Annotated in this window: 8 protein-coding genes and 4 pseudogenes; 3 read left to right on the forward strand and 9 right to left on the reverse strand. The window is 74.2% G+C overall.

Translation table 11 applies throughout. The features are described from left to right. A pseudogene (locus tag HTZ82_RS31750) lies at positions 1 to 201 on the reverse strand (hypothetical protein); the annotation flags it as partial. Positions 202 to 613: 412 nt separating this feature from the next. Between HTZ82_RS31750 and HTZ82_RS08420 the strand changes: the two are divergent. Then, entirely contained in the window at positions 614 to 2,659 is a 2,046-nt protein-coding gene (locus tag HTZ82_RS08420) for an MFS transporter (RefSeq protein ID WP_175408674.1), read from the forward strand. 24 nt (positions 2,660 to 2,683) lie between these two features. Here HTZ82_RS08420 and HTZ82_RS08425 read toward each other — a convergent pair whose 3' ends face one another. Both HTZ82_RS08425 and HTZ82_RS08430 read right to left on the reverse strand, forming a co-directional pair. Further along, positions 2,684 to 3,169: a GNAT family N-acetyltransferase gene (locus HTZ82_RS08425; protein WP_309235378.1), complete on the reverse strand. Its 486-nt coding sequence runs from the start codon at positions 3,167 to 3,169 to the stop codon at positions 2,684 to 2,686. A 4-nt stretch (positions 3,170 to 3,173) separates the two neighbouring features. Then, entirely contained in the window at positions 3,174 to 3,854 is a 681-nt protein-coding gene (locus tag HTZ82_RS08430; protein ID WP_175408675.1) for an O-methyltransferase, read from the reverse strand. Positions 3,855 to 4,090: 236 nt separating this feature from the next. Between HTZ82_RS08430 and HTZ82_RS32880 the strand changes: the two are divergent. Together HTZ82_RS32880 and HTZ82_RS32885 are read left to right on the forward strand one after the other, a co-directional pair. Continuing rightward, positions 4,091 to 4,741: pseudogene (locus HTZ82_RS32880) on the forward strand (steroid 3-ketoacyl-CoA thiolase); the annotation flags it as partial. A 129-nt stretch (positions 4,742 to 4,870) separates the two neighbouring features. Next, positions 4,871 to 5,362, forward strand: a pseudogene (locus tag HTZ82_RS32885) (steroid 3-ketoacyl-CoA thiolase); the annotation flags it as partial. Between the two features lie 105 nt (positions 5,363 to 5,467). Here the strand turns inward: HTZ82_RS32885 and HTZ82_RS08440 are convergent. From HTZ82_RS08440 to HTZ82_RS08465, 6 genes and pseudogenes are all read right to left on the reverse strand, one after another. Continuing rightward, entirely contained in the window at positions 5,468 to 5,887 is a 420-nt protein-coding gene (locus tag HTZ82_RS08440; RefSeq protein WP_254711723.1) for a transglycosylase SLT domain-containing protein, read from the reverse strand. 245 nt (positions 5,888 to 6,132) lie between these two features. Further along, entirely contained in the window at positions 6,133 to 7,119 is a 987-nt protein-coding gene (locus HTZ82_RS08445) for an ECF transporter S component (protein ID WP_175408677.1), read from the reverse strand. After that, positions 7,116 to 8,885 carry an ABC transporter ATP-binding protein gene (locus HTZ82_RS08450; RefSeq protein ID WP_175408678.1) on the reverse strand — a complete coding sequence of 590 codons (1,770 nt, stop codon included), beginning with the start codon at positions 8,883 to 8,885 and terminating at the stop codon, positions 7,116 to 7,118. The genes HTZ82_RS08445 and HTZ82_RS08450 overlap by 4 nt, the downstream gene beginning before the upstream one ends. After that, the gene (locus tag HTZ82_RS08455; protein ID WP_309235379.1) at positions 8,882 to 10,057 is read right to left on the reverse strand and encodes an energy-coupling factor transporter transmembrane component T; all 1,176 of its coding nucleotides are present in this window, start codon (positions 10,055 to 10,057) and stop codon (positions 8,882 to 8,884) included. Before HTZ82_RS08455 ends, HTZ82_RS08450 begins: the two co-directional genes overlap by 4 nt. A 37-nt stretch (positions 10,058 to 10,094) precedes the next feature. Beyond that, on the reverse strand, positions 10,095 to 10,799 hold the full coding sequence (locus HTZ82_RS08460; RefSeq protein WP_175408679.1) for an SCO2322 family protein: 705 nt from the start codon (positions 10,797 to 10,799) through the stop codon (positions 10,095 to 10,097). 10 nt (positions 10,800 to 10,809) lie between these two features. Next, positions 10,810 to 11,267 (reverse strand): annotated as a pseudogene (locus HTZ82_RS08465) (hypothetical protein); the annotation flags it as partial.

Genomic DNA, 11,267 nt, shown 5'->3' on the forward strand with positions numbered 1-11,267 from the left:
GCCGCCGTCCCCTACGTCCCCCACGTACAGCGGCATCGTCGACTCGACGTCCTCGTGGGACTCGTGGGACTTGTGGGACTCGTACGGCGGACCGGGCAGCGGCCGGCCCGGCAGAGCATGCGTCGGCGGCGCTTGCGCGGGTATCGCCTGCGTCGGCGTCTCGGGCGGCGTCTCGGGCGGCGTCTCCGGCGGCAGGGGCATCGCCGCGGGCGGCACCGCCCCACCCGGCCCCGCCGACGGCCCCGCCGACGCCGACGCCGACGGTGGCGACGGAAGGTTCACGTACGGCCGAATCCGCGGCGCCTCGAACTGCCCGGCCGGCTCTCCCCGCCCTGGCTCTCCGCGCCCCGCCACCGTCCCGGCGCACGCGCAGCCCGCGCCCTGCGGCGGCGCGGGCCTGCCGCACTCGGGACAGACATTTCCGGCCACTGTGGGTCCCTCCCCATAAAAGTTCCGCAGAGGTCCTGCTGACGATCCACCCCCATGGACTGGCAGCGATTATGCAGGTCCCGAGTGACCTGCCCAACAGCTTGAACCTCGCTCAACAGGCCATATCCGGCCGGAACGCCCACGATGGATGACGAAAGCACGAGGGGGAGCGAGGGAGGCGCCCATGTCGCGGCCTGCGAGCATTTCGGCCACCGCGCCCACGCCCGGTGCGGCGCACAGCCGCCGCACCCTGATGCTCGCCATCGGGGCCCTGCTGCTCGGCATGCTCCTCGCGGCACTCGACCAGACCATCGTGGCGACAGCGCTGCCGACCATCGTCAGCGAACTCGGCGGCATGGAGCACCTGTCCTGGGTCGTCACCGCCTACCTGCTGGCCTCGACGGCCGCCACACCCCTGTGGGGCAAGCTCGGTGACCAGTACGGCCGCAAGAACCTCTTCCAGGCGGCCATCGTCATCTTCCTCATCGGCTCGGTGCTGTGCGGCGTCGCACAGGACATGCCGCAGCTCATCATCTACCGGGCGGTCCAGGGCCTGGGCGGCGGCGGGCTCATGGTCCTCTCCATGGCGATCGTCGGCGACCTCGTGTCCCCCCGGGACCGGGGCAGGTACCAGGGCCTGTTCGGAGCCGTGTTCGGTGCCACCAGCGTCCTCGGCCCGCTCCTCGGCGGCGTCTTCACGGAGCACCTGTCCTGGCGCTGGGTCTTCTACATCAACCTGCCCATCGGTGTCGTCGCCCTCTTCGTCATCGCCGCCGTGCTCCACATCCCGTCCCACCGCACCCGCCACACCATCGACTACCTCGGCACCGGCCTCATCGCGTCCGTCGCCACCTGCCTGGTCCTCGTGGCCTCGCTCGGCGGCACCACCTGGCCCTGGGGCTCGGCCCGCATCATCGGCCTCGCCGTGCTCGGCGCCGTCCTGCTCGTGGCCTTCGTGTACGCCGAACGGCGGGCCGCCGAACCGGTGCTGCCGCTGAAGCTGTTCCGGAACCGCACCTTCACGCTCGTGTCGGTCATCAGCTTCGTCATCGGCTTCGCGATGTTCGGCGCCATGACGTACCTGCCGACGTTCCTCCAGGTCGTCCAGGGCGTCAGCCCCACCATGTCCGGTGTCCACCTGCTGCCGATGGTCCTCGGCATGCTGCTCATGTCGACGGCGTCCGGACAGATCGTCAGCCGTACCGGCCGCTGGAAGGTGTTCCCGATCGCCGGGACCGCCCTCACCACCGTGGGCCTGCTGCTCCTGCACCTGATGGAGCGGGACAGCGGCGTGTGGGCCGTCAGCGCGTACTTCTTCGTCTTCGGCGCCGGACTGGGCCTGGTCATGCAGGTCCTGGTGCTGGCGGCGCAGAACTCCGTCGCGTACCAGGACCTCGGCGTCGCCACGTCGGGCGCCACGTTCTTCCGCTCCATCGGCGCGTCGTTCGGCGTCGCCGTGTTCGGCACGATCTTCACCGGCCGGCTCACCGGCAAACTCTCCTCCGCCCTCGCCGGACAGGACCTGCCGCCCGGCGTCGACGCCCACGCCATCAGCGCCGACCCGCGCGTCATCGCCGAACTGCCGCCCGGGCTCCGGCCGGCCGCCCTTGAGGCGTACTCGGCATCCATCACCGACGTGTTCCTGTACGCGTCGCCGATCGTGCTCCTGGCCTTCGCGGTCGCCTGGTTCCTGCGCGAGGACCGGCTGCGCGGCTCCGTCCGCGCGCCGGACCCCAGCGAGACGCTCGCCTCCAACCCGGTCGAGCGGTCCTCGTACGACGAGTGCGCCCGCGCCCTGTCGGTGCTCGGCTCCCGCGAGGGCCGCAAGGCCGTGTACGAGAAGATCACCGCCCGGGCCGGCCTCGACCTGCTGCCCGCGGCGAGCTGGCTGCTGCTGCGCGTCCGCCGCCACGGCACCGTCGAGCCCGCCCTGCTGGCCGACACCACACCCGTACCGCTGCGGACCATCACCGAGGCGTCGCGGCAGGTGGAGGAGCGCGGCCTGGCCCGGCGCGAGGGACTGCAGCTGATGCTCACCGACGACGGTGTCGAGGCGGCGACCCGGCTGGCCCACGCCCGCGAGGAGTCGCTCGCGGAACTGCTGGGCGACTGGTGGGGCCCCGACCGGCCGACGGACCTGATCCAGCTGGTCGAGGAACTGACGGCGGAACTGAGCGGCTCGGTCCGGGAACGCCCCATGAACGAGCCGCCCCCGGACCACCACCTCTAGAGGCGGGTCATGTCCGGCCGTGGGTCACGGCAGCTCCTTGCCGAACCAGACCTGCGCGTACGGGTCGTCGCCGTACCGCGGGATCTCCCGGTAGCCGTGCCGCGCGTACAGTGCTCGCGCCTCCACCAGGTCCAGGCGCGTGTTGAGGACCATGCGCCGGGCGCCCAGCTCCAGGGCCGCCGCCTCCAGGGCGGACAGCAGCAGCCCGGCGCCGCCGCCGCCCCGGAACGCGGGGCGCACGTACACCCGGGTCAGCTCGGCGCGCTCCGCGTCGAACAGCCGCACCCCGCCGCACGCGGCGGGCTTCCCGTCCCGCCGGCCGACGAGGAACCGCCCGGTGGGCGGCGCCAGGACCTCGACGCCGTCGTCGGCCAGCCCCGCGTCGATCTCCGCGTCGGAGACGGCACGCCGCCAGTACCGCCGCGCCACCTCCTCGTAGTAGTCGCGGCGCAGCGCGGTCGCGTCGGACGTGTCGTACCGCTCGGGGCGTATGTCCCAGTGGGCCTTCACCGCTTCAGGACACCACCCGGGCGATCAGCAGACCGTCGTAGCCCTTCACGCCGACCGTCTGGACCGCCGTGGCGTCCAGCCGCGGGTCGCGCGCGACGAGGTCGAACATCTCACGGGTGCCGCGGATCGCCTCGTCGTCGCTGTCCGCGTCGACGACCGACCCGCCGCGCACGACGTTGTCGACGACGATGACACTGCCCGGCCGGGTCAGCCGCAGCGCCCACTCCACATAGCGCGGGTTGTTCCGCTTGTCCGCGTCGATGAACACGATGTCGAACGGGCCCACGCCCTCCGCCTCCAGCGTCGGCAGCGTGTCGAGCGCCGCCCCCGTCCGCACCTCGGCCACCGCGTCGAGTCCGGCCCGGGCCAGGTTGAGCCGGGCGACCTCGGCGTGCGCCGGGTCGTACTCCAGCGAGACCAGCCGCCCGTCCTTCGGCAGCGCCCGGGCCAGCCAGATGGTGCTGTAACCGCCGAGCGTGCCGATCTCCAGCGCCGTACGGGCCCCCTGGATCCGGGCCAGCAGGTGCAGCAGCTTGCCCTGGTTCGGGGCCACGGCGATCTTCGGCAGCCCGGCCTCGTCACTGGCGGCGAGCGCGGCGGTCAGCGCGTCGTCGGCCGGTGCGAGCAGATCGGTGACGTAGGCGTCGACGGCGTCCCATGTGTTCTGCGTGTTGTCCTGAGTCATGCTCAGGAACCTAACTTATGGAGGGTTTCGGAAGCGTTCGGATACGGCCCGTCGACGGACCACAGGCCTGCGTCGGGCCGGTGGCAGCCTGTGTCGGCACCCTTGCGTACCCGCGGTAGCACCTTTCAGACTGATGGGTAACTAGAACGCGTACCAGTTCCCCTCATTCCCCCACGTACGCCGCCCGCCCGGGCGCCGGGACGACGCTCCGCGGGCGCGAGGAGAGGATCCCGCCCATGGCCGCGGAACCCGTGATCGTGGAAGCCGTACGCACCCCCATCGGCCGCCGTGGCGGCGCGCTCGCCGTGCTCCATCCGGCCCGGCTGCTCGGCGGGACCTACCGCGAGCTGCTCGGCCGCACCGGCATCCCCGCCGACTGCGTCGAGCAGGTCGTCGGCGGTACGGCCACGCTCGCCGGGGAACAGGCCGCGAACCCCGCCCGCACCGCCTGGCTCGCCGCCGGACTCCCGTACGAGACCGCCGCCACCACCGTCGACTGCCAGTGCGGCTCCTCGCAGCAGGCCGCCCACCTCACGGCCACCATGATCGCCGCGGGTGTCATCGACGTCGGCATCAGCTGCGGCGTCGAGGTCATGTCCCGCGTCCCGGCCGGCAGCGGCGCCCGTAACGGGCCGGGCCGCCCGCATCCCGACGAGTGGAACGTCGACCTGCCCGACCGGTTCAGGGCCGCCGAGCGCGTCGCCCGCCACCGGGGCCTCACGCGCGAGCACGCCGACACGCTCGGGCTGCTCTCGCGGCGGCGCGCCGCCACCGCCTGGGCGGAGGAGCGCTTCAAGCGCGAGACGTTTCCCGTGGAGGTACCCACCACGGAGGAGGAGCAGGCCGCGGGCCACGGCATGGTGCGGCTCGTCGACCGCGACGAGGGGCCGTTCCCGTACGGCGGTGGCGCCCGCGATGTCGGCGCCGCCGGTGGCTCAGGTGGCTCAGGTGGCTCAGTCGGCTCAGGTGGCTCAGGCGACATCGGTGCCATCGGCGACATCGCTACGGAGGAGTTCGCCGCGCTGCCGCCCGTGCTGCCCGGCGCGATCCACACCGCCGGCACCTCCGCACCCGCCGGCGACGGCGCGGCCGCGCTGATGTGGGCGTCCAAGCGGATGGCCCGCGCCCTGAGGCTCAGACCCCGTGCCCGTATCGTCGCCCAGGCCCTCGTCGGCGCCGATCCTCGCCACCACATCGACGGGCCCGTCGACGCGACGCGCGCGGTGCTCGGCAAAGCCCGGATGTCGCTGCGGGACATCGACGTCGTGGAGGTCGACGAGGTGTTCGCGGCCGTGGTGCTCAGCTGGGCGCGGGTCTTCGAGCAGGACCTCGACAAGGTCAACGTCAACGGCGGCGCCCTCGCGCTCGGCCACCCCGTCGGCGCGGCCGGCGCCCGGCTGCTCATCACGGCGCTGCACGAGCTGGAGCGGCGCGACGAGGAGTTCGCCCTGATCACGGCGGGCGCGGGCGGGGCGCTGGCCGCTGGGACGATCATTCAGCGGCTGTAGCGCTGCCAACGGGGCGCGCACAGACGAGGGCCCCGGTGAGCGAACTCACCGGGGCCTCGTAGTACTGCGTACTGCCGTGCCTCTGTACGGCTATGCGGCTGTGGCTCAGTACCAGTGGTTGGCCTGCCAGAACGACCAGGCCTCACACGGGCTGCCGTAGCGGTCGTTCATGTAGTCCAGGCCCCACTCGATCTGCGTGGCCGGGTTGGTCTTCCAGTCGGAGCCCGCCGACGCCATCTTCGAGGCCGGCAGGGCCTGGACCAGGCCGTAAGCGCCGGACGAGGCGTTGGTGGCGGTGTGGTCCCAGCCCGACTCGTGCTCGACGATCTTGCTGAAGCACTGGTACTGGCCCGCCGGGACCATCTTCTTGGCGATGGCCTGCGCGGAGTTCGGCGCGGCCGAGGCCGGGGCCGTCACGGCCATCACCGCACCGGAGGCGCCCAGCAGCACGGCTGCGGTGGCGACGGCGGTCTTGTTGCGGCGGGCGGAGAGACGGCTGCTGATGGAGCGGAACACGTAGGACAACCTCACGTCGGGAACATGGCTGTCGCAGGCATGCCGGAACCAAGGCCCGGGGTCACCCGGGGTCTCGGGGAGTGGCCTGCCAGGGGCACTTCGGGGCGACCGCGAGGCGGTCACGCTGCCGTCGGTGCCCGGCGACGTCATCCACCAAAGCAGGGCCGGCGGGGCCTGGCAACGCCCCCCTCCTACGAGGTGAGGCAGGAGAACGGGGCCCGGCGGCGCCCCGGATGAGTCCCTGAGAGCGTCGGTCAGCGCAGGTGGTCGCCCGCAGCGTGCTCTGCCGGGCCGGCGCTTCCGCATCCACTATTCCGCGTCGTATGTGACGTAGGTCCTGTGGGCGCCCTCACCCGGAAAGGGGCCTCATGCGGCTTTTCGCCCCCTTCGAATGTGACCTGCGCCTCGAAAGCCGCCCGTCGAGTCGCGCGCCGCAGCGCCTTCAGAACCGTCGATCCGATGGTGAGTGTGAGGACGACGGTCAGCACCGCCCGGCCCAGGTCCCAGCCCATCGACGTGGCCAGGCAGTACGCGCCGAACCTGACCAGGTTCTCGTGCACCGGGTCACCCGGGTGGAAGCTGATGCCGCTGCTCAGGCCCTGCAGCGTCACCCAGCCCTGCAGGTTCATGACCGTCCCGTACGCGAACGCCGCCACCGCCCCGTACGCCGCGAGCATCAGCAGCTCGCCCCGGCCCCGTACGCTCCGCGCTCCCGGCAGCAGCCCGGCGCCCATCGTGAACCAGCCCATCGACAGCATCTGGAACGGCATCCACGGCCCGACCCCGCCCGTGAGCAGCGCCGACGCGAAGATCGTGACCGACCCGAGCACGAACCCGAACCCGGGGCCGAGGACGCGGCCGCTCAGCACCATCAGGAAGAACATCGGCTCCAGGCCCGCCGTGCCCGCCCCCAGAGGCCGCAGCGCCGCCCCCACGGCGGCCAGCACCCCGAGCATCGCCACGGCCTTGGCGTCCATGCCCCGGTCGGCGATCGTCGCCACGACGACCCCGATCAGCAGCGGCAGCAGCAGGGCCAGGAGCCACGGCGCGTCCTGGGTGTGCGACACGTTGTCCCGCGCCACCTCGGCGTCCACCAGCAGCGGCCAGCCGAAGGCGGCCACGCCGATGACGCCGACCAGGACCAGGACGGCGACCGACCGGGGGCCGAGGCGGACGGGGCGGACGGGGCGGGCGCTGGCTGTGCCGGCTGTGTTGCCGGTCCCTGTGCTCCCCGTGCTCATGGCGTCGCCTCCGCCGTCGGCGCGGCCAGGGCCGCCTCCACCTGGGCCACGGTCAGCCACGGCTGCGGGGCCAGGACCTTGCTGACCTGCGGTGCGAAAGCCGGGGACGACACGACCACCTCGTGCGTCGGCCCGTCCGCGACGACCTCGCCGTCCGCCAGGATCACCACCCGGTGGGCCAGCTCCGCCGCCAGCTCCACGTCGTGCGTGGCCAGCACGATCCCGTGCCCCTCCGCCGCGAGGCCCCGCAGCACCTCGACCAACCGCGCCTTCGCGGCGTAGTCCAGGCCGCGCGTCGGCTCGTCCAGGAGCAGCAGCCGGGGCCGCGGGGTGAGCACGACGGCCAGGGCGAGCGCCAGGCGCTGGCCCTCGGACAGGTCCCGCGGATGCGTGTCGTCCGGTACGCCGGGCAGCAGCGCCGCGACCAGGTCACGGCACGCGCCCGGGGCGGCGCCCGCGTCGGCGTCGGCGGCCGCGCACTCGGCGGCGACGGTGTCCGCGTACAGCAGGTCCCGCGGCTCCTGCGGCACCAGGCCCACCTCGCGCACCAGCTCGCGCGGGGCGGTGCGGTGCGGCACCCGGCCGCCCACGAGGACCCGGCCGGCCGCCGGCTCGACCAGGCCCACGAGCGCGCCGAGCAGGGTGGACTTGCCGGCGCCGTTCCGGCCCATGAGCGCGACGGTCTCGCCCGCGCCGACGGTGAGTTCCACCCGCCGCAGCGCCTCCACGCGGCCCCGCCGCACCGCGAGACCCGCCGCGTGCGCGAGCGGCACGGCGTCCGGGTGCGGAAGGTCCTGGGCCGGGGGCCGTTCCGCTGCGGCGCGGCGCCGCAGCGGCCACCACCGGGAGCGTTCCGTCGGGCGCGCAACGGGACCCGCACCGCGCCGTGGCGTCGCCTCCCGGACCGGCACCGGCCCCGACCCCGGCCGGGGCACCGGCACTGCCCCCGCCCCCGACAGCCGCTCCCGCAGCGGCCCGGCGAGCCGCCGCGCGTCGCGCACGGTGAGCGGCGGTGGCGTCCAGCCCGCGACGCGGGACAGGCCCACCACCGGCGGGTACACGGGCGAGACCCGCATGACATCGGCGGGCGTGCCCACGACGACCTCCGCCCCGCGCGCCGCCAGCAGCGCCACCCGGTCCGCGTACTGGACCACCCGCTCCAGCCGGTGCTCAGCCATCAGCACCGTCGTACCGAGGTCGTGCACCAGCCGTTGCAGCACCCCCAGCACCTCCTCCGCCGCGCCCGGGTCCAGCGCCGACGTCGGCTCGTCGAGCACCAGCACCTTCGGGTGCGTCGTCAGCACCGAACCGATCGCGACGCGCTGCCGCTGCCCGCCCGACAGGCTCGCGACCGGCCGGTCGCGCAGCGCCGCGAGGCCCAGCAGGTCCAGCGTCTCCTCGACGCGCCGCCGCATCACGTCGGGCGGCAGCCCCAGCGACTCCATGCCGTAGGCGAGTTCGTCCTCGACGACGTCCGTCACGAAGTGCGCCGACGGGTCCTGCCCCACCGTCCCCACGACGTCCGCCAGTTCACGCGGCGGATGCGTCCGCGTGTCCCGCCCGTCCACGGTTACCCTGCCCCGCAGCGTCCCGCCCGTGAAGTGCGGCACCAGCCCCGAAACGGCGCCCAGCAGCGTCGACTTGCCGACACCGGACGGGCCGACCAGCAGCACCAGTTCGCCCTCGGGGACCGTCAGGTCCACGTGCTCCACCGTCGGCGCGGCGGCGTCCACGTACGTCACCGACACGTCCTCGAAGCGGATCACGACGCATCCTCCCGATCATCGCGCACGGACTCCCGTACGTCACCGCGTACGGACTCCCGTACGTCACCCCGTACGCCATCCCGTACGAGCCCCGGCGCGGGCGCGACCCACGCCGGCACCAGCCCCACCAGCACCGAAACGGCCGGCCACAGCGGCAGCACCGGCGCCTCCAGCGGCGTGACCCCCGGACGCAGCGCATCAGGGGCGTACCCGGCCGCCCACACCATCAGCCCCCCGACCGCGACCCCCGACCCGGCGACCAGCAACGACCGCGCGCCCCACCGGTCCGGCCGGTAGCGGGTACGGACCGTGCGGCGCCCGCCCAGCCACAGCCCGGCGACCGCCGCCGCGAGCCCGATCCCGACGAGCGGCAGCCCGTACCCGGCGCCCTCCGCCGCGAGCAGCCCGTACGAACCGGCGCACACGCCCAGCAGCCCGCCCAGCGTCAGCACGTTCGTCGTGTGCCGCACCCGGGCAGGGACGGCCGCCGTACGCCCGTACCCGCGCGCGTCCATCGACGCGGCCACCGCCACCGACCGCTCCAGCGCGCCCTCCAGCACCGGGAGCCCGATCTGGAGCACCGCCCGCACACCCGTCGTCGGCCGCCCGCGCAGCCGCCGCACCGTACGCAGCCGCGCCACGTCGGCGACCATGTTCGGCGCGAACGTCATCGCCACCACGACGGCGACCCCGGCCTCGTACAGCGCACCCGGCAGCGACTTCAGCAGCCGCACCGGACTCGCGAGCGCGTTCGCCGCGCCGACACAGATCAGCAGCGCCGCCAGCTTCGCCCCGTCGTACAGCGCGAACACGAGCTGCTCCGCCGTCACACGCCCACCGATCCGCACTCCTTGCGCCCAGCCGGGCAGCGGCACCTCGGGCAGCGTGAACAGCACGTGCGTCCCGGGGACGGGCGTCCCGAGCAGCGTCGAGAACACCAGCCGGATCGCGATGACGGCCAGCGCCAGCCTCACGAACATCCCGTAGGAGCGCGCCCACGGCGCGTCGGTGCGCCGCGCCGCCACCACGTACCCGGCCACGCCCACGAGCAGGCCGAGCAGCAGCGGGTTGGTGGTGCGGGAAGCGGCGACGGCCAGCCCGAGCGCCCACAGCCACCAGGCGCCCGCGTGCACGGCGTTGGAGCGGTGCGCCTCGGGTGCGCGCAGCCTCACGGGCGGTCTCACCGGCGGTCTCACCGGCGGTGCCTCGTCACGGCCGGCGCCGGCGGGCCCGGGCCCGGAACACCGCGGCGGCGCCCAGCGCCACCACGGCGGCGAGCCCGGCGAACAGCCCGACGGACGGCCCGCCTTCCGCGCCCGACGCGGCTTCCTCGGGTGAAGGCGGCGTAGCCGAGGCATCCGGCGTCGGTTCCGCTTCCGCTCCAGCTTCCGCCGCGTCGACCTGCTCCCCACACCCCTGCTTCGGATATCCGGCGATCGCGCACAGCAGCGCCTGGCTGTTGTAGCGGAGCGGCGGGGCGACCGCGGCGAGCGCCTCGGCGCCGGTCGCGTCCGGCCGCACCTGGGCGCAGGCGGTACGCGCCGCGGGCGGCGCCTCGCCGCCGGGCGCGTGGGCCGGGACGCCGAAGTCGACGACGACCGCGACCCGTTTGGTGCCCTCCTTCGCGGGCGTGCCCGCGCAGACCGCGGCGAAGTCGGGTGCCTGGCGCGGCCGGGCGGCGTCCCCGCTGTCGGCGCTGACGGCGAACCGGTAGCCGTGGACGGCACCGTCGTCGGGCCGCGCCGTCGCGGGTCCCTGCGTGGCGTACGTCCAGGCGCCGTCCGCGCCGCGCTCCCAGAACGACCAGTAGCGGTAGCCGGCGGCGTGGGCGGGCGCGGCGGCGGCGTACAGCAGCACGACGAGCAGCGTGAGCAGAAGGGGAGGCGAGAGGCGAGAGGTGCGTGTCCGGATCACGGCTGCCGCGCTACTTCTTGCGGCGCCCGCTGAGCAGGAACCCGATGCCTATGCCGGCGAGCAGGAAGGCCCCGACGGTCAGCCAGAGGCCGATGCCCGAGTCGTTCCCCTTGGAGTCCTTGGAGTCCTTGGAGTCCTCCGCGGCCTCGGACTTCCCACCGGACTTCCCGCCGGACGGGGCGTCCTGCGGTACGGAGGCGGGCTTCGGCCCCGTCGCGTTGAGCTGCGCCACGAGGTCGGCGCCGCCGAAGTCGCGGGCGTCCGCGCCCGCCGTGTGCGCGGCCAGGATGAGCTGGGCGTACGCGGCGGGCCCGCCCGCCTTCGCCCACGCGGCCGAGTTGCCGCGCAGCCAGTCCAGGGCGCCCGCCGCCTGCGCGCCGTGCCCCGCGGCCGCCAGGGCGAGCACGGCGTCCGCGGTGTTGCCCACGTCGGGCCGGCCCGCCGGCGCGGTGGCGCCGGGCATGGGCG

Origin of the sequence: Streptomyces sp. TRM64462, assembly GCF_013362995.1 — a bacterium.
Lineage (GTDB): Bacteria > Actinomycetota > Actinomycetes > Streptomycetales > Streptomycetaceae > Streptomyces.

What these genes read in the sequence shown, in the direction of transcription:
- HTZ82_RS08420 (WP_175408674.1), top strand. Translation starts at nt 614, where the DNA reads ATGTCGCGGCCTGCGAGCATTTCGGCCACCGCGCCCACGCCCGGTGCG.
- HTZ82_RS08430 (WP_175408675.1), bottom strand. Translation starts at nt 3,854, where the DNA reads ATGACTCAGGACAACACGCAGAACACATGGGACGCCGTCGACGCCTAC.
- HTZ82_RS08445 (WP_175408677.1), bottom strand. Translation starts at nt 7,119, where the DNA reads ATGAGCACGGGGAGCACAGGGACCGGCAACACAGCCGGCACAGCCAGC.